Origin of the sequence: Bradyrhizobium sp. I1.14.4, from assembly GCF_050435825.1 — a bacterium.
GTDB lineage: Bacteria > Pseudomonadota > Alphaproteobacteria > Rhizobiales > Xanthobacteraceae > Bradyrhizobium.
Window position 1 is genome coordinate 39,811 of sequence record NZ_JBNDLA010000013.1, and the last position, 21,085, is coordinate 60,895.

A 21,085-nucleotide genomic window follows, 5' to 3' on the forward strand; every position below is an offset into this window, starting at 1 on the left:
CCATGGCAGTCAGCGCCAACAAACTCGAACTGCTGCAGATCGCAGACGCAGTTGCGCGCGAAAAGTCGATCGACCGCTCCATCGTGATCGCGGCGATGGAAGATGCCATCGCCAAGGCCGCGCGTGCCCGCTACGGCAGCGAGACCGACGTCCATGCCGAGATCGATGCCAAAAAGGGCGAGCTTCGGCTGACGCGCCACATGCTGGTGGTCGAAATCGTCGAAAACTCCTCCAACCAGATTTCGCTGGCCGACGCGCAGCGCGCCAATCCGGGCGCCCAGGTCGGCGACACCATCGCCGACACGCTGCCGCCGCTGGAATATGGCCGCATCGCCGCGCAGTCCGCCAAGCAGGTGATCGTGCAGAAGGTGCGCGAGGCCGAGCGCGACCGGCAATACCAGGAATTCAAGGACCGCATCGGCGACATCGTCAACGGCATCGTCAAGCGCGTCGAATATGGCAGCGTGATCGTCGACCTCGGCCGCGGCGAAGCGATCGTGCGCCGCGACGAGATGCTGCCGCGCGAAGTATTCCGCAACGGCGACCGCGTCCGCGCCTATATCTTCGACGTCCGCCGCGAGACCCGCGGTCCGCAGATCTTCCTGTCGCGTACCCATCCGCAGTTCATGGCGAAGCTGTTCGCGCAGGAAGTGCCGGAGATCTACGACGGCATTGTCGAGATCAAGGCGGTCGCCCGCGATCCGGGCTCGCGCGCCAAGATCGGCGTGATCTCGCGCGACTCCTCGGTTGACCCGGTCGGGGCCTGCGTCGGCATGCGCGGCTCGCGTGTGCAGGCCGTGGTGAACGAGCTGCAGGGCGAGAAGATCGACATCATCCCGTGGTCGCCCGACATCGCGACCTTCGTCGTCAACGCGCTGGCGCCGGCTGAAGTCGCCAAGGTCGTGATCGATGAAGACCGCGAGCGCATCGAGGTCGTGGTTCCCGACACCAACAACCAGCTGTCGCTGGCGATCGGCCGCCGCGGCCAGAACGTCCGCCTCGCCTCGCAGCTAACCGGCTGGGACATCGACATCCTGACCGAGCAGGAAGAGTCGGAGCGCCGCCAGGCCGACTTCGAGAACTCGACCCGCGTGTTCATGGAAGCGCTCAATGTCGACGAGGTGGTCGGCCAGCTGCTCGCCTCCGAAGGCTTCACCTCGGTCGAGGAACTCGCGCTGGTCGACGTCAAGGAACTCGCCGGTATCGAAGGTTTCGACGAGGAAACCGCCACCGAGCTGCAGACCCGCGCCCGCGAATATCTGGAACAGCTTGAGGCCGAACTGGAGGTCAAGCGCAAGGAACTCGGCGTCGAGGACGCCATGAAGGACGTGCCCGGCGTCACCGGCAAAATGCTGGTGAAGCTCGGCGAGAACGACGTGAAGACCGTCGAAGATCTCGCCGGCTGCGCCACCGACGACCTGGTTGGCTGGACCGAACGCAAGGAAGGCGGCGAGCCGACCAAGCATGCCGGGTTCCTCGATGGCATCGAGATCTCGCGCGACGAGGCCGAGGCCGTGATCATGCAGGCCCGCCTGAAGGCCGGCTGGATCACCGAGGCTGACCTCGCCAAGCCTGCCGAGGAGGCCGAGGCCGCCGAAGCAGAAACCGCGTCGTAAGGAGATGTTCCACGGATGCTCGCTCAGGCTGACCCCGATCTCGACGATGGCCCGCGGACGCAGAAGTCCGCGACCACGCGGATGTGCGCGGTCAGCCGCGAGGTGCGTCCGATCGACGAGCTGATCCGGTTCGTCGTCGCGCCCACGGGCGAGGTGATCCCGGATCTGAAGCGCAAGCTGCCCGGCCGCGGAATGTGGGTTTCCGCATCGCGGCGCAGCGTTGCGGAAGCGGTCCGTCGTCACCAATTTAGCAAGGGATTCAAGCGCGATGTCCGCGTCGCGCCGACCCTTCCCGACGACACCGACGCACTCCTGGTGCGCAGCGTCACCGAGGCCCTGGCGATGGCCGCCAAGGCCGGTCAGGTCGTTTCGGGCTTCGGCAAGGTCGAGGACGCACTCAACCGGAACGAAACCGCAGCCCTGATCCACGCTTCCGACGGCGCAGCGGACGGAATCCGCAAATTGGACGCGATCGTCAGGCAAAGGGGCGAAAAACGTGGTGAATCGCCGGTAATCGCCGTCGTCAATGTTTTGACGTCGGAAGAATTGGATTTGGCACTTGGGCGATCAAATGTGATACATGCTGCGCTGCTCGCGGGCCCGGCGAGCAAGACGTTCCTGTCGCGCTGCCAGATGCTGGTCCGATACCGGATGGCCGACGACGACAAGACCGCCGAAGCGGCCAGAAATTCCAGAGCCTGATCCAGGAAGGCGGACGCAGTCTTTCCGACCGGATCATGCTCAGCAAAAGACGAGCCTTGAAAACGATTTGTGCGAAAGCGCACAGCGAAAAACGAGATTAGGACTGCTGAATGGTTGATACCAAGACCCCTGGCGACAAGACTCTGAGTGTCCCGAGCAAGACGTTGTCGCTGAAGCCGCGCGTCGAAACGGGCACCGTGCGCCAGAGTTTCAGCCACGGCCGGACCAAGCAGGTCGTGGTCGAGAAGCGCGGCAAGCGCCGCGTCGGTGGCGATGGCCCGGGCGAGGCGCATGTGCCGGAACCCGTGGTCGCAAAGCCTGCGGTCCCGCCGCCCCCTGTCGCCAAGCCGCCGCTCGGCCGCCCCGGGGCGGCGCCGCAGCGTAACACCCGCTCCGGCGTGGTGCTGCCGACCCTGACCGAGGATGAGCGTTCCGCGCGCGCCAACGCGCTTGCCGACGCCCGTCAGCGCGACATCGAAGAGCGCCGTCAGGCCGAAGAGGAAGCCAAGCGCCGCGCCGTCCGCGAAGCTGCCGAGAAGACAGAGCGCGAGGCCGCCGAGGCCCGCCGCAAGGCGGAAGAGGAGCGCCACCGCCACGAGGAGGAGGCCAAGCGCAAGGCCGAAGTCGAGGCCAAGCGCCGCTTTGGCGAGGGCGAGGCCAAGCCCGGCGCGGCAGCCGCTGCCGCACCGGCCAGGCCGGCCGCAGCTGCACCCGCATCTGCTCCGGCAGCCCGGGCGCCGGGAGCCCGCACGACGACCACAACGCCTGCGCGCACGCCGGCCACTGCGCCGAGGCCCCCGGGGGTTGCCGCAGAGGCGGCGGACGAAGACGAAGGTCCGCGCCTGGTGCGCCGTCCCGGCGGCGCCGTGCGTCCCGTCGCGGCCCCGAAGACCACCCAGAAGCCCGGCCCGCAGAAGCAGCGCGGACGCCTCACCGTCGTCACGGCACTCACCGCCGACGACGTGCGCGAGCGCTCGATCGCCTCGTTCCGCCGCCGTACCCAGCGCCTGAAGGGTCACGCCGCGAACGAACCGAAGGAAAAGCTGATCCGCGAAGTCATCATTCCGGAAGCGATCACGATCCAGGAACTCGCGAACCGGATGTCGGAGCGCGCGGTCGACGTCATCCGCATGCTGATGAAGCAGGGCGCGATGCACAAGATCACCGACGTGATCGACGCCGACACCGCACAGTTGATCGCCGAAGAACTCGGCCACAGCGTCAAGCGTGTTGCCGCGTCCGACGTTGAGGAAGGCCTGTTCGACGTCGTCGACGATTCCACCGACACCGAGCCGCGTTCACCCGTGGTCACGGTCATGGGCCACGTCGACCACGGCAAGACCTCGCTGCTCGACGCGCTGCGACACGCCAACGTGGTGTCGGGCGAAGCCGGCGGCATCACCCAGCACATCGGCGCCTATCAGGTGACTTCGCCGGAAAGTGGCAAGAAGATCACCTTCATCGATACGCCCGGCCACGCCGCGTTCACCGCGATGCGCGCCCGCGGCGCCAAGGTCACGGACATCGTGGTGCTGGTGGTCGCGGCCGATGACGGCGTGATGCCGCAGACGATCGAGGCGATCAACCACGCCAAGGCGGCCAAGGTGCCGATGATCGTGGCGATCAACAAGATCGACAAGCCCGATGCTCGGCCCGAACGCGTCCGCACCGAATTGCTGCAGTACGAGGTGCAAGTCGAATCGCTCGGCGGCGACGTCGTCGACGTCGAGGTCTCGGCCAAGAACAAGACCAATCTCGACCGGCTGCTCGAGATGATCGCGCTGCAGGCCGAAATCCTCGACCTGAAGACCAATTCGCAGCGTCCGGCCGAGGGCACCGTGATCGAAGCCAAGCTCGATCGCGGACGCGGCCCGGTCGCGACCGTGCTGGTGCAACGCGGCACGCTGCGCATCGGCGACATCATCGTGGCCGGCGCCGAGATGGGCCGTGTTCGCGCCCTGATCTCCGACCAGGGCGATAATCTCGAAGAGGCCGGTCCGTCCGTGCCGGTCGAGGTGCTCGGCTTCAACGGTCCGCCGGAAGCGGGCGACCGTCTCGCGGTCGTCGAGAACGAAGCCCGCGCCCGCCAAGTCACGAGCTACCGCGCGCACCAGAAGCGCGAGAACGCGGCGGCCTCGATCTCCGGCATGCGCGGCTCGCTCGAGCAGATGATGTCGCAGCTCAAGACCGCGGGCCGCAAGGAGTTCCCGCTGATCGTCAAGGCCGACGTACAGGGCTCGCTGGAAGCGATCCTGGGCTCGCTCGAGAAGCTCGGCACCGAAGAAGTCGCCGCCCGCATCCTGCATGCCGGCGTCGGCGGCATCTCGGAGTCCGACGTCACGCTGGCGGAAGGCTTCAACGCCGCGATCATCGGCTTCTCGGTCCGAGCCAACAAGGAAGCGGCTGCCGCAGCCAAGCGCAACGGCATCGAGATCCGCTACTACAACATCATCTACGACCTCGTGGATGACATCAAAAAGGCGATGTCCGGCCTGCTCGCGCCCACCCTGCGCGAAACCATGCTGGGCAATGCGCAGATCCTGGAAGTGTTCAACATTTCCAAGGTTGGCAAGGTCGCGGGCTGCCGCGTCACCGACGGCACCGTGGAACGCGGCGCCAACGTTCGCCTGATCCGCGACAACGTCGTGGTGCACGAAGGCAAGCTGTCGACGCTGAAGCGCTTCAAGGATGAAGTGAAGGAAGTGGTCGCGGGCCAGGAGTGTGGCATGGCATTCGAGAACTACGGCGACATGCGTGTCGGCGACGTGATCGAATGTTACCGCATCGAGACGATCCAGCGCTCCCTGTAAGTCCAAATCTTACGAAGCGCAGATCTTACAGATCTTACTAAGCGTCTGGGTCCATTTAACTGAAAATGCGACGACGTGGCCGGACTTTAGTCCGGCCACCAGCGCATTGTCCGATTGAACGCAAAGCTAGACATTGATGCCCGCGGCCGAGGCCTGCGGGCGCGACGGTCTTGGAAAAAGGTCATGCCCCGTCAAAAGAAGAGTTCCAGCCCCGGCGGATCACAACGTCAGCTGCGCGTCGGCGAAACGGTTCGCCATGCGGTTGCCGAGATTCTGTCGCAGGGTGACGTCCACGATCCCGATCTCGAAGGCCACATCATCACCGTTCCCGAGGTGCGTATGTCGCCGGACCTGAAGCTCGCGACGATCTATGTGATGCCGCTCGGCGGACGCGACACCGACACGGTGATCGCCGCGCTCGAGCGCAACAAGAAGTTCCTTCGCGGCGAGATTGCGCATCGCGTCAACCTGAAATTTGCACCCGACATTCGCTTCCGCGTCGATGAGCGGTTCGACGAGGCGGAGCGCATCGAGAAACTACTGCGGACACCTGCGGTGCAGCGAGACCTTGCACCCGATTCGGACGACGAGTGATGACTGTCATGACGACCAACAGCGTTATCGACGCGAAGGATGCCGACGCGCGCGACGCTGAGCGGGATGCTTTTGCCGGGCCGCGCACCGACGATGCGCGCCGCACCAACAACGACCCGCGCCACAAGCAGGGCAGACAGAATCAGCAGCCGCGCCGCGACAAGCGCGACGTCCATGGCTGGGTCGTGCTCGACAAGCCGATCGGCATGACCTCGACGCAGGCCGTCGCCGTGCTCAAGCGCCTGTTCCAGGCCAAGCGCGCCGGCCATGCCGGGACGCTCGATCCGCTCGCCTCCGGCGGGTTGCCGATCGCGCTGGGCGAGGCCACCAAAACGGTGCCGTTCGTGATGGACGGCCGCAAGCGCTACCGCTTCACGGTGTGCTGGGGCGAGGAGCGCGACACCGACGACACCGAGGGCCGGCCGGTCAGGACCAGCGAGAGCCGGCCGACCGCCGATTCGATCCGGGACCTGTTGCCGCGCTTTACCGGGGTGATCGAGCAGATCCCGCCGCAATATTCGGCCATCAAGGTACAGGGCGAGCGGGCCTACGATCTGGCACGCGACGGCGAGACCGTGGAACTGAAGCCCCGCCCCGTCGAGATCCACGAGTTAACCCTTGTAGAACATGGAGATAACGGACAATCCGTGTTCGAGGCCGAATGCGGCAAGGGAACCTATGTCCGGGCCCTGGCCCGCGATATGGGCCGGATTCTGGGCTGTTTCGGCCATATCTGCGCCCTGCGGCGGACCCTTGTCGGTCCGTTTACCGAGCGGGATATGATTCCGCTGGAACAGTTGGAGGCTTTATGCAATAGAGCCGCGTCGGGCGAGGGCAGCCTCGCCGACGCGCTTTTGCCCGTTGAGACCGCGCTGGACGACATCCCGGCACTGGCCGTCACACGGGCTGATGCGGCAAGGCTCCACAGGGGCCAGGCCGTTTTGTTGCGCGGACGGGATGCGCCCAATACTAGCGGCACAGTCTATGTCACGGTGGCAGGCCGGCTTCTCGCGCTTGCCGAAATTGGCAATGGCGAACTCATCCCCAAGCGCGTGTTCAATCTGAGCGGACTGACTGCCAGTCCGGCTCGCAACCATGAAAGTAGCTGACGATGTCGATTACCGCAGAGCGCAAAGCGGAAGTCATCAAGACGAATGCCAACAAGGCCGGCGACACCGGCTCGCCCGAGGTTCAGGTCGCGATCCTGTCGGAACGCATCAATAACCTCACCGAGCACTTCAAGAGCCACGTGAAGGACAACCATTCACGCCGCGGCCTCCTGAAGCTCGTGTCGACGCGTCGCTCCCTGCTCGACTACATCAAGCGCAAGGACGAGGCGCGCTACAAGGCGCTGCTCGAAAAGCACAACATCCGTCGTTGATTTGAGAAGCACGCGCGCGAGGTTCGCGCGCGTTTTCGCATGGTCGTCCGCGAACTCGGACTTTCGAATTGCCGAAAGATGATCATGCGCAGCATGGCAATCGCGCCATGCCAACTAGCGTCCAGCAGCAATCCGGCCGCTGGACCGGGCAAGATGCCCAGATGACCGAAAGGATGGACGCCATCCGAAATTCAGGGACCATGGCAGGATCGCCGGATGCTGATCGCAACAGCGCGTCAGTGTCTCGCCGTCTTGGCATGGTCGTTGTGTTTCAGGGCGCTATGCTTTCGTGAAACCATGAAAGAAGACCGAAATGTTCAATACGCATTCCGTCGAGATCGACTGGGGTGGACGTCCCCTCAAACTTGAAACCGGCAAGATCGCCCGCCAGGCCGACGGCGCCGTGCTGGCCACCTACGGTGAGACCGTGGTGCTTGCCACCGTCGTCGCGGCGAAGGCGCCGCGCGAAGGCGTCGACTTCCTGCCGCTCACGGTCGACTACCAGGAAAAGACCTATGCCGCAGGCCGCATTCCCGGCGGCTATTTCAAGCGCGAAGGACGTCCGACCGAGAAGGAGACGCTGGTCTCCCGTCTGATCGACCGCCCGATCCGTCCGCTGTTTGTCGACGGCTGGCGCAATGAGACCCAGGTGATCGTCACCGTCCTGTCGCACGACATGGAGAACGATCCGGACATCGTGTCGCTGGTCGCCGCCTCCGCGGCCCTGACGCTGTCGGGCGCGCCGTTCAAAGGCCCGATCGGCGCCGCGCGCGTCGGCTTCGCCAATGACGAATACGTGCTCAACCCGACGCTGGACGAGATGACCGAGACTCAGCTCGACCTCGTCGTCGCCGGTACCGCCGACGCCGTGCTGATGGTCGAATCGGAAGCCAAGGAGCTCAACGAAGACGTGATGCTCGGCGCGGTCATGTTCGGCCACCGCCACTTCCAGCCCGTGATCAACGCGATCATCGAGCTCGCCGAGAAGGCCGCCAAGGAGCCGCGCGAAGTCACCACGATCGACAATGCGGAGATCGAGAAGGAAATGCTTGGCATTGCCGAGCAGGACCTCCGCAAGGCCTATGCGATCCCGGTCAAGCAGGAGCGCTATGCCGCGGTCGGCGCCGTCAAGGAGAAGGTGCTGGCGCACTTCTTCCCGGAGGGCCAGGAGCCGAAATACGACAAGCTGCGCATCGCCGGCGTGTTCAAGGAACTGGAAGCCAAGATCGTCCGCTGGAACATCCTCGACACCGGCAAACGCATCGACGGCCGCGACGTCAAGACCGTGCGCAACATCATCGCTGAAGCCGGCGTGCTGCCGCGCGCTCACGGCTCGGCACTGTTCACCCGCGGTGAGACCCAGGCGGTGGTCGTGACCACGCTCGGCACCGGCGAGGACGAGCAGTATGTCGACGCACTGTCGGGAACGTACAAGGAAACGTTCCTGCTGCACTACAACTTCCCGCCCTACTCGGTCGGTGAAACCGGCCGCCTCGGCGGCACCAAGCGCCGCGAAATCGGCCACGGCAAGCTCGCCTGGCGCGCAATCCACCCGGTGCTGCCGCCGCATCACGAGTTCCCGTACACGATCCGCGTGGTCTCCGAGATCACCGAATCGAACGGCTCGTCCTCGATGGCCTCGGTCTGCGGCGCCTCGCTGTCGCTGATGGACGCCGGCGTGCCGCTGAAGCGGCCGACTGCCGGTATCGCCATGGGCCTGATCCTCGAAGGTCAGCGCTTCGCGGTGCTGTCGGACATCCTCGGTGACGAGGATCATCTCGGCGACATGGACTTCAAGGTCGCCGGTACCGACCAGGGCATCACCTCGCTCCAGATGGACATCAAGATCGAGGGCATCACCGAGGAGATCATGAAGGTTGCGCTTGGCCAGGCCAAGGAAGGGCGCATCCACATCCTCGGCGAGATGTCCAAGGCCCTGACCGCGGCCCGCGCCGAGCTCGGCGAATATGCGCCGCGCATCGAGACCTTCAAGATCGCCACCGACAAGATCCGCGAAGTGATCGGCACCGGCGGCAAGGTGATCCGCGAGATCGTCGAGAAGACCGGCGCCAAGGTCAACATCGAGGACGACGGCACCGTGAAGGTCGCGTCCAATGACGGCGAGGCGATGAAGGCTGCAATCAAGTGGATCAAGTCGATCGCCTCCGATCCGGAGATCGGCCAGATCTACGAGGGCACCGTCGTCAAGGTGATGGAGTTCGGCGCATTCGTGAACTTCTTCGGCGCCAAGGACGGCCTCGTCCACATCAGCCAGCTCGCGGCCAACCGCGTGCAGAAGACCTCCGACGTCGTCAAGGAAGGCGACAAGGTCAAGGTCAAGCTGCTCGGCTTCGACGACCGCGGCAAGACCCGGCTGTCGATGCGGGCGGTCGACCAGCAGACCGGCGAGGACCTCGAGGCCAAGCAGAAGGCCGAAGCGCCGGCTGCGGCTCCGCGCGAAGCCGCCGGCGAGTAAACGAGGCAAATCGATTGCGTGAAAAGGGCGGCCCAGTGGCCGCCCTTTTAGTCTGTCGAGACCGAACGCAAATCAATCTCCACTGATCAGCCTGCGCGGTTTTGCCCCGGCGTTGTGACCGGCATCGTTGGAACCCCTTCACAACTCGCGCCTAACATCAGGACGACTTATCCCCAGCACGGAGAACCACGATGTCCTCGATGTCCAGACGCCATTTGATCATCGCCGCAGGCAGCATCGCCGCAGCCGCCGTCTCGTCGCGCGCAGCATTCGCGCAAGCCACGGCGCCGGCGCCGAGCGGACCGTTCAAGATCGATCCGCTGACGTATCCCACCAATGCGCTGGAGCCGCATATCGACGCCAAGACGATGGAAATCCATCACGACCGGCATCACCAGGCCTACGTCACCAACCTCAACACGTTCGCCAAGGACAATCCGCAGATCGCCGAAAAGCCGGTCACCGACGTGCTCGCCAATCTCGGCAGCGTGCCGGAAGCGATCCGCACCGGCGTACGCAACAATATGGGCGGCCACGCCAACCACACGATGTTCTGGCAGATCATGGGACCGAACGGCGGCAAGCCCGACGGCGAGGTGCTCGCCGCGATCGACCGCGACCTCGGCGGCCTGGAAAAATTCCAGACTGATTTCAACGCCGCCGGCGGGCGCGTGTTCGGCTCCGGCTGGGTGTTCGTCACCGTGACCAAGGACGGCAAGCTCGCGATCGAGACGCGTCCGAACCAGGACAATCCGATCATCGACGGCAAGCGTGCGCTGCTCGGCAACGACGTCTGGGAGCACGCTTATTATCTGACCTACCAGAACCGCAGGCCTGATTACCTCAAGGCGTGGTGGAATACGGTGAACTGGAAGGCTGTCGCCGATCGCTATGCAGCAGCAAAGGCCGGCACGCTCGGCGTGTAAGCCGCTGGGCTCGCCGGTCGCCAGGAACTGCGTTACGTTCGAGAGCCCGCGATCGCTTCGCGGGCCTCGGACGACAGCTGCTCGTCTTCACCCGCGAGCGACTGCCCGACGAGATCCGGCTGAAATGCGTCCGCGAGAACGAAAAGGCCTGGCGCTGGTACGAGCGCGAGGGATTGGTGCTCGAGAAGGAAGAGCTCAACCCGGTGACCGGCTTCATGTTGAAGCATTATCGGTGGAAGCGAGCAAACGGCAGATAGGAGCTTAAGCCATGATCAAGCTGTACTGGTCGCCGCGCTCGCGCTCGTTCTCCGCGATCTGGCTGCTGGAGGAATCCGGCCTGCCTTACGAACGGGTGCTGACCGATATCAGCACCGGCGCGCAGAAGTCGCCGGACTTCCTCAAGATCAACCCGATGGGCAAGGTGCCGGCGCTGACCGACGGCGACATCAAGCTCGCCGAGGCGGCGGCGATCTGCGCCTACATCGCCGACCGCTATCCCGAGACCAGGCTCGCGCCGGCCACGAACGATCCGAAGCGCGCACGCTATCTGCAATGGTTGTTCTTCTCGCCGAGCTGTATCGAGCCGGCGCTGATCCAGCTCTTCACCAAGCTCGAAGTGCCCACCAGCACCGCGTCCTGGGGCAGCGCCGCGCAGGTGTTCGATGTGCTCGATGCCGAGTTGCAGAAGGGGCCGTGGATCCTCGGCGATCAGTTCTCCGCGGCCGACATCGCGATCGGCGCGGGGCTGAACTTCGCGGTCCGCGTGTTCAAGATGGTGCCGCCGCGGCCGTCGTTCGAGGCCTATATCGACCGCTGCGTGGCGCGACCGGCGTTCCTGCGCGCGGAGAAGATCGCGGCGGGGCAAGACACACCTCGGCCATCACGTCTGAGCAAGTGATGATCCCCCGGTTGGGTTAAGCCGGGACGACGCGCGGATCGACGTCCTGCGTGTAGTCGACGCCGTCGATGCCGAAGCCGAACAGGCGCAGGAACTGGCTCTTGTATTCTCCGAGATCGGCCAATTCGCCGAGCGTCTCGGTGGTGAGCAGCGGCCAGCACCGCGAAACTTCCGTCTGCACTTCGGGCGAGAGCTCCCAGTCGTCGACCCTGATGCGCTGCGCGTCATCAAGCTCGACGCCCTTGCCGAGACGGGTGCGGAACAGGCGGTCGATCTGCTCGATGCAGCCTTCATGGAGGCCGAGCTGCTTCATGACCTTGAACAGCACGGTGCCATAGAGCGGCACCACCGGAATGGCCGAGCTCGCCTGGGTGACCACGGCCTTCAGCGCGACGACGCGGGCCGCGTCCGCACCCAACCGTCCCCGGATCGCTTCGGCCTTGCTGTCGAGATCGACCTTGGCGCGGCCGAGCGTGCCGTTCCAATAGATCGGCCAGGTCAGCTCGCTGCCGATATAGGTGTAGTTGAGCGTCCTGAAGCCCGGCGCCAGCACACCGGCATCCGCGAGCTGGTCGATCCAGCGCTTCCAGTCATCGCCACCCATCACCGCGACCGTGGCTGCGGTTTGATCCTCGTTCGCCGGCTCAAGCGTCGTCTGAAACACCTCGCCGGTCTCGGTGTCGAGTGTCTTGATCTCGACGGGCGCGCCGAGCGGCTTGATGACCGAGCGGTAGGTCTTGCCGGTGTCGGGATCGGTCCGGACCGGCGCGGCCATGCTGTAGACCAGCATGTCGAGCTGTCCGAATTTTTCGCGCACGCGTTCGATGAAGGCTGCCTTCAGCTCGTTGGAGAAGGCATCGCCCTCCAGCGTGAGCGGAGCTCGTCCGATCTTCTGGGCCTCGATCTCGAAGGCGCGGTTGTTGTACCAGCCGGCGCTGCCCGACTTGGTCGCCGTAGGCTCGCGCTCCAGCGACACGCCGATGGTGTCCGCGCCGCCGGCGAAGGTCGCGACGATGCGGCTCGCGAGGCCATAACCCGTCGAGCAGCCCAGCACGGCGACGCGCTTGGGACAGTCCGCGACCGGGCCCTGACGAAGAACGTAAGCGATCTGTTCGCGGACATTCGTGGCGCAGCCGACGGGATGTGCCGTCGTGCAGATGAAGCCTCGCACGCGCGGTTCAATAATCATTCCCACCCCATTCCAGATCGTTGCAATGTCCCCATTCGCTGCCTTTGACCTTCCTCAGCAAGCGAGGAGAGGCGAAATCACGCGTCAAGCCGCCTGAACACCAGCGTGGCGTTGGTGCCGCCGAAGCCGAACGAGTTCGACAGCACGGTGTTGAGCTTGGCGTTGTCGATCCGTTTGCGCACGATCGGCATGTCGGCGAAGATCGGATCGAGCTCGGTGATATGCGCGCTCTCGCAGATGAAGCCGTTGTTCAGCATCAGCAGCGAGTAGATCGCTTCCTGCACGCCGGTGGCGCCAAGCGAGTGGCCGGTCAGCGCCTTGGTCGCCGAGATCGGCGGGCACTTGTCGCCGGCGCCGAACACCTTGCGGATCGCCTCGATCTCCGGCGGATCGCCGGCCGGCGTCGAGGTGGCGTGCGGATTGATGTAATCGACCGGCGTGTTCACCGTCGACATCGCCATGCGCATGCAGCGCTCGGCGCCTTCACCCGACGGCGCCACCATGTCGTAACCGTCCGAGGTCGCGCCGTAACCGACGATCTCACCGTAGATCCGCGCGCCGCGCGCCTTGGCACGCTCGAGTTCTTCCAGCACGACGACACCCGCGCCGCCGGCGATGACGAAGCCGTCGCGATTGAGGTCGTAGGGACGCGAGGCGGTGGCCGGCGTGTCGTTGTATTTCGAGGACATCGCCCCCATGGCGTCGAACAGCACCGACAGCGTCCAGTCGAGTTCCTCGCAGCCGCCGGCGAAGATGATGTCCTGCTTGCCGATCTGGATCGTCTCATAGGCGTTGCCGATGCAGTGGTTCGACGTCGCACAGGCGGAGGAGATCGAGTAGTTCACGCCCTTGATCTTGAACCAGGTCGCGAGCGTCGCAGACGCCGTCGACGACATTCCCTTCGGTACGGCAAACGGACCAACGCGCTTCGGGCCCTTGGCGCGCGCGATGTCGGCGGCTTCCACGAGGGTGCGCGTCGACGGTCCGCCGGATCCCATGATGATGCCGGTGCGCACGTTGGAGACCTCGTTCTCCTCGAGGCCGGAATCGCGGATCGCCTGTTCCATCGCGACGTGATTCCAGGCAGCACCTTCGGCAAGGAACCGCATCGCGCGGCGATCGATCACCTCGGCGGGATTGAGCGTCGGCGCACCGTGCACCTGCGAACGAAAGCCAAGCTCAGCGGCCTTCTCCGCACGCGAAATGCCCGACCTCGCCTCGTAGAGGCTCGCAAGCACTTCCTGGGTGTTGTTACCGATGGACGAGACAATGCCCATCCCCGTGATGACAACCCGCCTCATGTTCGCCTCGCCCTGCCTTTATGTTGCCGTGTGATGGTCCTGCTCAAGATGGCGCCGTGCCCTGCTTGAACAATCCGACCTTCAAGTCCTTGGCGCGATAGATAATCTCGTCATCCATGGAAAGCCACCCGTCGGCAATTCCAAGCACGAGCTTTGACCGCATCACGCGCTTGATATCGATGTTGTACACAACCTTGCGCGCTTGCGGCAGCACCTGTCCGGAGAACTTCAGTTCGCCGAGGCCGAGCGCGCGGCCATGACCTTCGCCACCTATCCAGCCAAGGTAAAAGCCGACCATTTGCCACATGGCATCGAGGCCAAGGCAGCCCGGCATCACCGGATCGTTCTTGAAATGACAGCCGAAGAACCAGAGATCAGGCTTCACTTCGAGCTCGGCGCGCACCAGCCCCTTGCCGTACTCGCCGCCGGTTTGCGAGATATCGCTGATGCGATCAAACATGAGCATCGGCGGCAGTGGCAACTGGGCGTTGCCGGGACCGAAAAGCTCGCCCCGCCCGCAAGCCAGCAAATCCTCGTATTCATAACCGCCGCGCCGATCCAGCATCCTCTTTCCACCTCTAATATCCCGATGAAGCGCTTTTGCTTGGTCGGACCTTAATCTACCCACGGGAACCGGAATATCCCGTCCCGCATCTTGGCGCTACCTGGGTACGCTACCGGCGTGTTATCCCTGCCGAAAGCGCATATGTGGTCCGCGCGCTCTCTAACATAGGGCTAAGTTGGCGGCAAAGCGGCATTCGGGGGATAAATGACCGCCTCTCCTTAGGTTTCTAGCGCAGCTTGGATTCGTTCTAGTTGCGAAAAACTTGCATCTGATGGGCATCCTTTTTATATTTATGAGGAATATTGCCTGAGTTGGGTGCATAGAGTGGATATGAACGACGAAGTACCGGCTGTGAACGATGATGCCGTGCACACGGCTGCGCGGGGCGCTGGGCACCACCCTGCCCTGACCGGCTGTCCGTGGCATGACGTCAACGAAATGCTGCAGTCTGCCGGTCTTCGGCCGACCCGCCAGCGCATGGCGCTGGGTTGGCTGCTGTTCGGCAAGGGCGCCCGCCATTTGACCGCTGAAATGCTCTACGAGGAAGCCACGCTGGCCAAGGTTCCGGTGTCGCTGGCGACCGTCTACAACACGCTAAACCAGCTGACCGATGCCGGCCTGCTGCGCCAGGTCAGCGTCGACGGCACCAAGACCTATTTCGACACCAACGTGTCGACGCATCACCACTTCTATCTCGAGCATAACCACGAGCTGGTCGACATTCCCGACCCGAACCTTGTGCTGTCAAAAATGCCCAACGTGCCGGAAGGCTACGAGATTTCCCGCGTCGACATGGTCGTGCGGCTGCGCAAGAAGCGCTGAACCCCAACACCGCTTGTCATGCGCGGGCTTGACCCGCGCATCTATCGTTCTCGATCAAGATTTTCTTTGATGGATCGCCGGGTCAAGCCCGGCGATGACGCATGGCCGGTTGCGTCAGTCCACCTTCTCGTCGGCGTAGACGCCCCACAGGCGCTGCTGCTCGATCCAGCCATCAAATCCGTTACCGGTGACCCGGCACCAGTTGTTGGCGCATTTCTTCACTTGCGCGACCACGCCGGCCTGCAGCCGCGCCGCGATGGCGCTGGTGGCGTCGGGGCGATCGTAGAGCGACGCCAGATCGTCCTTGTTCTTCATCGTGACGACCGCGGTGCGGCGGCCGGACAGCAGGGAATGATAGACCCAGCCTTCGGCGCCTTCGGAATCGCGTACCCGCCGCCAGTTCTCGAACTCGGCGGTGATTTCAACCGGCAGCCCCGACCGCGTATAGACCCAGGCGACGTCATTGTCCTTGGTCGGGCCGGCCCTGACGTTCACATGATCGGATTTCAGGCTGACATAGCGGGGGATCGGCAGGCCGCTGGTGGTGGGGCTCAAATCCTTGGCGGAATGTCCCGGCATGATCGATGCACTCAGCATGCTTCCGACCAGCGCCACCAATGAACCGAAACGCCAGACCATCAACTCGTCTCCTGCCGAGATGCCCAACCGCATTCGGCGAGCTGCAACCCGAAACCCATGCCCGAAGGCCCCCTGCACCTGCGCCATCCGTTCCCTGTGCCCGTGGATCCGGGGGTTCTTGTCTTGGCCCGGCCTTCTGCTAGAGAGGACGGAACGCCTGAGAGCCAGAACACCCGAATTTCCCGTTGTCTCCCCTTGGCGACAGCCGGGGCAAGTATCGGGGAACCCTAGGAAACGCGAAGGAAACGCCGGGACAGCGCGGCTATCAGCAGTGTCGAACAACCGGGTTAATGAGGCCTCAACGGCTCGGTTTTTGGCGAGCCGTGCGCCCCATGAAAGCAGGACATGTCGGTGAAGAAAAAGCCTCTCGTCGTCGTCACCCGCAAGCTGCCGGACTCGATCGAGACCCGGATGCGCGAGCTGTTCGACGCCAGACTGAATCTCGACGACACGCCGATGACGCCGGAACAGATCGCCGAGGCGGCGAGGACAGCCGACGTGCTGGTGCCGACCGTGACCGACATGGTCCGCGAGGACGTGATCAATCAGCCCGACTGCAAGCTGAAGATGATCGCCAATTTCGGCAACGGCGTCGACAATATCGACGTGACCGCCGCGCATGCCCGCGGCATCACGGTGACCAACACCCCGAAGGTGCTGACCGAGGACACCGCCGACATGACCATGGCACTGATCCTTGCGGTGCCGAGGCGCATGATCGAAGGCGCCTCGATCCTGACCGAAGGCAAGCAGCACTGGGCAGGCTGGTCGCCGACCTGGATGCTCGGCCACCGCATCGGCGGGAAACGACTCGGCATCATCGGCATGGGCCGCATCGGCCAGGCGGTGGCGCGCCGCGCCCGCGCCTTTGGCCTGCAGATCCACTATCACAACCGCCGCCCGGTGGCGCCTGTCATCGCCGACGAGCTCGGGGCGACCTATTGGGAAAGCCTCGACCAGATGCTGGCGCGGATGGACATCATCTCGGTGAACTGCCCGCATACGCCGGCGACCTATCACCTGCTCTCGGCGCGGCGGCTCAAGCTGATCCGGAAAGAGGCCTATATCGTCAACACCGCGCGCGGCGAGGTGATCGACGAGGACACGCTGATCAAGCTGATCGAAGCCGGCGACGTCGGCGGCGCCGGCCTCGACGTCTACGAGCACGAGCCCGCGGTAAACCCGAAGCTGGTGCGGCTCGCCAGAGCCGGCAAGGTGACGCTGCTGCCGCACATGGGCTCGGCCACCATCGAAGGCCGCGTCGAGATGGGCGAGAAGGTGATTATCAACATCCGAACCTTCCTCGACGCCCACAAGCCACCGGACCGCGTGCTGCCGAGCATGCTGTAAGTGCACGTAGCCCGGATGGAGCCAACGGGTCGCGCGAACGCGCGCCCGATGACAGGCTCCGCGCAATCCGGGGCCCGTATCCGCGGACAGACCGCCCCCGGATTGCGCCGCGCTTCATCCGGGCTGCGGGGCTACGGGACGTGGATAGCCATATGCGATAGCCCTGCCGTCGCAGGCGCGAGCTGCCAAAATATCGAAAACAACCCCATGCAAAGTAGCCGGTGCGGCCGGCGCTCGACCAGGCAACTTGATACGTCGAGCTACGGCGCTTACTTGTTTCGCCGCGCCTGCTTGCGCCAGTCGGCAACGAACGCCACGAACGCGGCGAGCGCCGGCGGCGGCTGGCGCCGGCTCGGATAGTAGAGAAACGGTCCGTCAAACGGCGGACACCAGTCATCGAGCACGCTGACCAGCGCGCCGGATTTGACGCCGTAGCGAACATAGCCCTCGAACGTCGCCCAGTAGCCGACGCCGTCATGGACCGCGCGCAGCGCGAGGCCGAGATGGGTCGCGGTCAGCCTGGCCGGCGGCGATACCTTGACCACCCGCCCGTTCTTCTCGAACTTCCAATCGAGGATCGCACCGCTGCCGAAGCGGGTACGGATGCAGGCATGCTTCAGCAGATCCTTCGGGTGCATCGGCCGGCCATGCTTTGCGACGTAGTCGCTCGACGCCACTACCGCGAAGCGCTGCGGCGCGCCGAGCGGGACTGCCACGATGTCCTGCGCCAGGTGCTCGCCATAGCGCACGCCGGCGTCAAAGCCCTGCGCGACGATGTCGACAAACGCACTCTCGGCGACGATGTCGAGATCGACCCGCGGATATCTGGCGAGGAACGGCGCGATCATCGGCGCCAGCACGAGATCGACCGCGGGCGGCGGCGCGTTGATGCGCAGGCGCCCCGACGGCTCGGCGCGCAGACCGCGGACCTGCGTGATCGCGTCGGCGACGTTGACCATTGCCGGCGCGACGCGGGCGAGCAGCAGCTCTCCGGCCTCGGTCAGCGCGACGCTGCGGGTGGTGCGGTTCATCAGCCGGACGCCGAGCCGCTCCTCCATGTCGCGCAGGCGCTGGCTGAGGCTCGAAACCGAGACGCGGCTCTCCAGCGCGGCGCGCCGGAAATTTCGCGTGCGCGCCACCGCCACGAAGGCGTCGAGGTCGCGAAGCTCGAAATCCTGCATTGTTCGACATAGTGAACAAGCTATTCGGGATTGTCCAGCTTGTCCGCGCGCTCGACGTGAAGCTGACCGATGCGCATCTTGCGGCACTGGCCGAGGCATTCCCGCCCGGCGCAGCCGCCGGCGGACGCTATCCGGAGGAGCACCTCCGGCACATGGACAGCGAAAAGCCCGCGGCCGCGTCCTAACGAACTACAGATGTCCGCTCAGATCGGTGATGCCGGGTGCATCACCGTTGAGCGGGTTCTGCGGATCGCGCACGTAACGCAAGGTCTCGAACCGCATCGCGCGCGCATCCACCATCAGGAGGCGGCCGACCAGACCCTCGCCGAAGCCGACGAGCTCGCGGATCGCCTCCAGCGCCATCATCGATCCCATCACGCCGGCGAGCGCACCCATCACACCGGCCTCGGCGCAGGCCGGCACCGTGCCCGGCGGCGGCGGTTCTGGAAACAGGCAGCGATAGGTCGGGTTGAACACCCCCTCCGCATTCTTCTCATGGGCGCGGATCGTGGTCAGCGAACCGTCGAACTGCCCCAGCGCTGCGGTGATCAGCGGCCTCTTCGCGAGGAAGCAGGCATCGGCGACGAGATAGCGGGTCTCGAAATTGTCGGAGCCGTCGAGCACAAGATCGTAATTCGCGATCAGCTCCATCGCATTGCCGGCGGTGAGCCGCTCCGGATGCGGCTCGAACGTCACATGCGGGTTGAGCGCGTGAATCTGCGCCGCCGCGCTGTCGACCTTGCGCTTGCCGATGTCAGACGTCGAATGGATGATCTGGCGCTGCAGGTTGGAGAGCGAGACAAGATCGTCATCGATCACGCCGAGCCGGCCGACGCCGGCGGCAGCCAGATACATCAGCACCGGCGCGCCGAGGCCGCCGGCGCCGATCACCAGCACCGACGCCTGTTTCAGCGCATTCTGGCCGGGGCCGCCCACCTCGCGCAGCACGATATGGCGGGCATAGCGTTCAAGTTCGTCGGCACTCAGCATTGTCTCATCAGTCCTACCCCTATCCCCTCACGGTGAGGAGCGCGGCACGCGCGTCTCGAACCATGAAGGCCCATCCGTGGCCTCATCCTTCGAGACGCGGCTGGCGCCGCTCCTCAGGATGAGGGTTTGAAACCTGAACCGGAGCGCGGTTGTTGCCGACCAAGCAGATGTGATTAATTGCGTGGACGTCAATGGTATCAGTCATTTCCCCGGATTTGTCATGAGATTGGTGCTTTCGGCAACATTGACGGTCGCGGCCATGATGGCCGCAGGCGTGGGCGCCGCGCACGCCCAGATGACGCCACCGTCGACGGCCGGGGCGAAGCCGAAAACGGTGACGACAGTGCCGGTTCGTCCCGCGCTGCAGAAGCCGGAGGATACCGCCAGCGCGATGGCGCAGGCCGAGCGGCTGGCGCTGCAATCCGACCTTGCCTGGGTCGGCGAATATAACGGTGCGATATCAGGCGATGTCAGCGAGCGCATGGTCAATGCGATCAAGGAATTCCAGAAGAAGCGCGGCGGCAAGCCGACCGGCGTGCTGAACCCGCAGGAGCGCGGCGCGCTCGCCGACACCGCGCGGCGGCGGCAGGAGAGCGTCGGCTGGAGGATCGTCACCGAGCCTGCGACCGGGGCGCGGCTCGGCGTTCCCACCAAGCTGGTGCCGCAACTCACCAGCGACGCGTCCGGCGCCAAATGGACCTCGCCGACCGGCACCGTCCAGGTGCTGCTGACCCGGCGCAAGGAAGCGAGCCCGACCACCGCAAAGCTTGCCGAGCAGGAAAAGAAGGGGCCGGCCGGCCGCACCGTCGACTACACCGTGGTGAAGCCGGATTTCTTCGTGCTGTCGGGCATCCAGGGGCTGAAGAAGTTCTATCTGCGCGGCACCCTGAAGGGTGACGAGGTCCGCATCCTCACCATTCTCTATGATCAGGCGATGCAGACCACCGTCGAGCCGGTGGTGATCGCGATGTCGAGCGCCTTCAACGCATTTCCGTCCGGCGTACAGGCCGGCCCTCCGCCGCGCAAGACCGTCGAATATGGCACCGGCGTCGTGGTCAGCGACGATGGCGCTATTATCACCGACCGCGTGGTGACCGACGACTGTATCGCGCTGACGATCCCGGGCTACGGTAATGCCGATCGGATCGCCGACGACAAGGATCACGATCTCGCGCTGCTGCGCATCTACGGCGCGCGCGGGCTGAAGCCGCTCGACATCGCGGGCCAGGCGACGCAGACCGCGCTCGACATCACCGGCATCGCCGATCCACAGAGTCAGGGCGGCGGCGCGGCCGCGAGCAGCGTCAAGGCTTCGGTGGCGCAACTCGGCGACGGCGATGCAGCGCTGTCACCGGCGCCAGCGGTCGGGTTCTCCGGCGCGGCAGCGCTCGACGGTGGCGGCAAATTTGCCGGCATCGCGGTGCTGAAGCCCGTCATCGTCGCGGGCGCCGCAAACGCGGCCCCGCCGGCGCAGGCCGCGCTGGTGCCGGCCGACACGGTGCGCAACTTCCTCAAAGCTCATGGCGTCAACGCGGCGGGCGAATCGGCGGACGCCAAAGCCGCCGTGGTCCGCGTCATCTGCGTGCGGAAGTAAGGTCACCTCGCCCCGCTCTTGCGGGGAGAGGTCGGATTGCGCAGCAATCCG

Annotated in this window: 19 protein-coding genes and 1 pseudogene; 14 read left to right on the plus strand and 6 right to left on the minus strand. The window is 64.7% G+C overall.

Features of this window, described 5'->3' with window-relative positions; genetic code table 11:
* Positions 1 to 2 precede the first annotated feature (2 nt).
* The 10 genes and pseudogenes from nusA to ABIB78_RS24355 all read left to right on the plus strand — a co-directional run bounded on the left by nusA (position 3) and on the right by ABIB78_RS24355 (position 11,403).
* Positions 3 to 1,616 (plus strand): transcription termination factor NusA, encoded by a 1,614-nt coding sequence (gene nusA / locus ABIB78_RS24310; protein ID WP_429029128.1) that lies wholly within the window; start codon positions 3 to 5, stop codon positions 1,614 to 1,616.
* A 15-nt stretch (positions 1,617 to 1,631) separates the two neighbouring features.
* On the plus strand, positions 1,632 to 2,318 hold the full coding sequence (locus tag ABIB78_RS24315; protein ID WP_429029129.1) for an RNA-binding protein: 687 nt from the start codon (positions 1,632 to 1,634) through the stop codon (positions 2,316 to 2,318).
* A gap of 110 nt (positions 2,319 to 2,428) precedes the next feature.
* Positions 2,429 to 5,128 carry a translation initiation factor IF-2 gene (gene infB / locus ABIB78_RS24320; protein WP_429029130.1) on the plus strand — a complete coding sequence of 900 codons (2,700 nt, stop codon included), beginning with the start codon at positions 2,429 to 2,431 and terminating at the stop codon, positions 5,126 to 5,128.
* Positions 5,129 to 5,311: 183 nt separating this feature from the next.
* Complete coding sequence (gene rbfA / locus ABIB78_RS24325) at positions 5,312 to 5,722, plus strand: 30S ribosome-binding factor RbfA (protein WP_429029131.1); 411 nt, start codon at positions 5,312 to 5,314, stop codon at positions 5,720 to 5,722.
* A complete protein-coding gene (gene truB, locus ABIB78_RS24330; protein ID WP_429029132.1) occupies positions 5,722 to 6,831 on the plus strand; it encodes a tRNA pseudouridine(55) synthase TruB in 1,110 nt (369 codons plus the stop codon). The genes rbfA and truB overlap by 1 nt, the downstream gene beginning before the upstream one ends.
* Before the next feature lie 2 nt (positions 6,832 to 6,833).
* Positions 6,834 to 7,103, plus strand: coding sequence for a 30S ribosomal protein S15 (gene rpsO / locus ABIB78_RS24335; protein ID WP_016844725.1), 270 nt, complete (start codon positions 6,834 to 6,836; stop codon positions 7,101 to 7,103).
* Between the two features lie 313 nt (positions 7,104 to 7,416).
* On the plus strand, positions 7,417 to 9,579 hold the full coding sequence (gene pnp, locus ABIB78_RS24340) for a polyribonucleotide nucleotidyltransferase (RefSeq protein ID WP_429029133.1): 2,163 nt from the start codon (positions 7,417 to 7,419) through the stop codon (positions 9,577 to 9,579).
* Between the two features lie 191 nt (positions 9,580 to 9,770).
* Entirely contained in the window at positions 9,771 to 10,505 is a 735-nt protein-coding gene (locus tag ABIB78_RS24345) for a superoxide dismutase (RefSeq protein WP_429029134.1), read from the plus strand.
* A gap of 65 nt (positions 10,506 to 10,570) precedes the next feature.
* Positions 10,571 to 10,762 (plus strand): annotated as a pseudogene (locus ABIB78_RS24350) (GNAT family N-acetyltransferase); the annotation flags it as partial.
* An 11-nt stretch (positions 10,763 to 10,773) separates the two neighbouring features.
* On the plus strand, positions 10,774 to 11,403 hold the full coding sequence (locus tag ABIB78_RS24355; RefSeq protein ID WP_429029135.1) for a glutathione S-transferase family protein: 630 nt from the start codon (positions 10,774 to 10,776) through the stop codon (positions 11,401 to 11,403).
* 16 nt (positions 11,404 to 11,419) lie between these two features.
* Here ABIB78_RS24355 and fabV read toward each other — a convergent pair whose 3' ends face one another.
* From fabV to fabA, 3 genes are all read right to left on the minus strand, one after another.
* Entirely contained in the window at positions 11,420 to 12,592 is a 1,173-nt protein-coding gene (gene fabV, locus ABIB78_RS24360) for an enoyl-ACP reductase FabV (protein ID WP_429029136.1), read from the minus strand.
* 77 nt (positions 12,593 to 12,669) lie between these two features.
* Positions 12,670 to 13,893 carry a beta-ketoacyl-ACP synthase I gene (gene fabB, locus ABIB78_RS24365; protein WP_429029137.1) on the minus strand — a complete coding sequence of 408 codons (1,224 nt, stop codon included), beginning with the start codon at positions 13,891 to 13,893 and terminating at the stop codon, positions 12,670 to 12,672.
* A gap of 43 nt (positions 13,894 to 13,936) precedes the next feature.
* Complete coding sequence (gene fabA, locus ABIB78_RS24370) at positions 13,937 to 14,458, minus strand: bifunctional 3-hydroxydecanoyl-ACP dehydratase/trans-2-decenoyl-ACP isomerase (RefSeq protein ID WP_429029138.1); 522 nt, start codon at positions 14,456 to 14,458, stop codon at positions 13,937 to 13,939.
* A 330-nt stretch (positions 14,459 to 14,788) separates the two neighbouring features.
* Between fabA and irrA the strand changes: the two genes are divergently transcribed.
* Positions 14,789 to 15,280 (plus strand): iron response transcriptional regulator IrrA, encoded by a 492-nt coding sequence (gene irrA / locus ABIB78_RS24375; protein ID WP_429029139.1) that lies wholly within the window; start codon positions 14,789 to 14,791, stop codon positions 15,278 to 15,280.
* A gap of 114 nt (positions 15,281 to 15,394) precedes the next feature.
* Here the strand turns inward: irrA and ABIB78_RS24380 are convergent, their stop codons facing one another.
* The gene (locus ABIB78_RS24380; protein WP_429029140.1) at positions 15,395 to 15,919 is read right to left on the minus strand and encodes an SH3 domain-containing protein; all 525 of its coding nucleotides are present in this window, start codon (positions 15,917 to 15,919) and stop codon (positions 15,395 to 15,397) included.
* Between the two features lie 345 nt (positions 15,920 to 16,264).
* Here ABIB78_RS24380 and ABIB78_RS24385 point away from each other — a divergent pair, with 345 nt between their 5' ends.
* A complete protein-coding gene (locus ABIB78_RS24385; RefSeq protein ID WP_429029141.1) occupies positions 16,265 to 17,269 on the plus strand; it encodes a 2-hydroxyacid dehydrogenase in 1,005 nt (334 codons plus the stop codon).
* A gap of 269 nt (positions 17,270 to 17,538) precedes the next feature.
* Here the strand turns inward: ABIB78_RS24385 and ABIB78_RS24390 are convergent, their stop codons facing one another.
* The gene (locus ABIB78_RS24390; protein WP_429029142.1) at positions 17,539 to 18,450 is read right to left on the minus strand and encodes a LysR family transcriptional regulator; all 912 of its coding nucleotides are present in this window, start codon (positions 18,448 to 18,450) and stop codon (positions 17,539 to 17,541) included.
* Between ABIB78_RS24390 and ABIB78_RS24395 the strand changes: the two genes are divergently transcribed.
* Positions 18,450 to 18,635 (plus strand): hypothetical protein, encoded by a 186-nt coding sequence (locus tag ABIB78_RS24395; protein ID WP_429029143.1) that lies wholly within the window; start codon positions 18,450 to 18,452, stop codon positions 18,633 to 18,635. The two genes, ABIB78_RS24390 and ABIB78_RS24395, sit on opposite strands and share 1 nt — an antisense overlap.
* Positions 18,636 to 18,639: 4 nt before the next feature.
* Here ABIB78_RS24395 and ABIB78_RS24400 read toward each other — a convergent pair whose 3' ends face one another.
* Positions 18,640 to 19,440 carry a HesA/MoeB/ThiF family protein gene (locus ABIB78_RS24400; protein WP_429029144.1) on the minus strand — a complete coding sequence of 267 codons (801 nt, stop codon included), beginning with the start codon at positions 19,438 to 19,440 and terminating at the stop codon, positions 18,640 to 18,642.
* 220 nt (positions 19,441 to 19,660) lie between these two features.
* On the opposite strand from ABIB78_RS24400, the gene ABIB78_RS24405 reads away from it, so the two are divergent.
* A complete protein-coding gene (locus ABIB78_RS24405) occupies positions 19,661 to 21,034 on the plus strand; it encodes a serine protease (protein ID WP_429029145.1) in 1,374 nt (457 codons plus the stop codon).
* Positions 21,035 to 21,085: the final 51 nt, after the last annotated feature.

Bases quoted from the DNA above. Each gene is read 5' to 3' on its own strand.
- nusA (WP_429029128.1), top strand. From the start codon at position 3: ATGGCAGTCAGCGCCAACAAACTCGAACTGCTGCAGATCGCAGACGCA.
- ABIB78_RS24315 (WP_429029129.1), top strand. From the start codon at position 1,632: ATGCTCGCTCAGGCTGACCCCGATCTCGACGATGGCCCGCGGACGCAG.
- infB (WP_429029130.1), top strand. From the start codon at position 2,429: ATGGTTGATACCAAGACCCCTGGCGACAAGACTCTGAGTGTCCCGAGC.
- rbfA (WP_429029131.1), top strand. From the start codon at position 5,312: ATGCCCCGTCAAAAGAAGAGTTCCAGCCCCGGCGGATCACAACGTCAG.
- truB (WP_429029132.1), top strand. From the start codon at position 5,722: ATGACTGTCATGACGACCAACAGCGTTATCGACGCGAAGGATGCCGAC.
- rpsO (WP_016844725.1), top strand. From the start codon at position 6,834: ATGTCGATTACCGCAGAGCGCAAAGCGGAAGTCATCAAGACGAATGCC.
- pnp (WP_429029133.1), top strand. From the start codon at position 7,417: ATGTTCAATACGCATTCCGTCGAGATCGACTGGGGTGGACGTCCCCTC.
- ABIB78_RS24345 (WP_429029134.1), top strand. From the start codon at position 9,771: ATGTCCTCGATGTCCAGACGCCATTTGATCATCGCCGCAGGCAGCATC.
- ABIB78_RS24355 (WP_429029135.1), top strand. From the start codon at position 10,774: ATGATCAAGCTGTACTGGTCGCCGCGCTCGCGCTCGTTCTCCGCGATC.
- fabV (WP_429029136.1), bottom strand. From the start codon at position 12,592: ATGATTATTGAACCGCGCGTGCGAGGCTTCATCTGCACGACGGCACAT.
- fabB (WP_429029137.1), bottom strand. From the start codon at position 13,893: ATGAGGCGGGTTGTCATCACGGGGATGGGCATTGTCTCGTCCATCGGT.
- fabA (WP_429029138.1), bottom strand. From the start codon at position 14,458: ATGCTGGATCGGCGCGGCGGTTATGAATACGAGGATTTGCTGGCTTGC.
- irrA (WP_429029139.1), top strand. From the start codon at position 14,789: ATGAACGACGAAGTACCGGCTGTGAACGATGATGCCGTGCACACGGCT.
- ABIB78_RS24380 (WP_429029140.1), bottom strand. From the start codon at position 15,919: ATGGTCTGGCGTTTCGGTTCATTGGTGGCGCTGGTCGGAAGCATGCTG.
- ABIB78_RS24385 (WP_429029141.1), top strand. From the start codon at position 16,265: ATGTCGGTGAAGAAAAAGCCTCTCGTCGTCGTCACCCGCAAGCTGCCG.
- ABIB78_RS24390 (WP_429029142.1), bottom strand. From the start codon at position 18,450: ATGCAGGATTTCGAGCTTCGCGACCTCGACGCCTTCGTGGCGGTGGCG.
- ABIB78_RS24400 (WP_429029144.1), bottom strand. From the start codon at position 19,440: ATGCTGAGTGCCGACGAACTTGAACGCTATGCCCGCCATATCGTGCTG.
- ABIB78_RS24405 (WP_429029145.1), top strand. From the start codon at position 19,661: ATGAGATTGGTGCTTTCGGCAACATTGACGGTCGCGGCCATGATGGCC.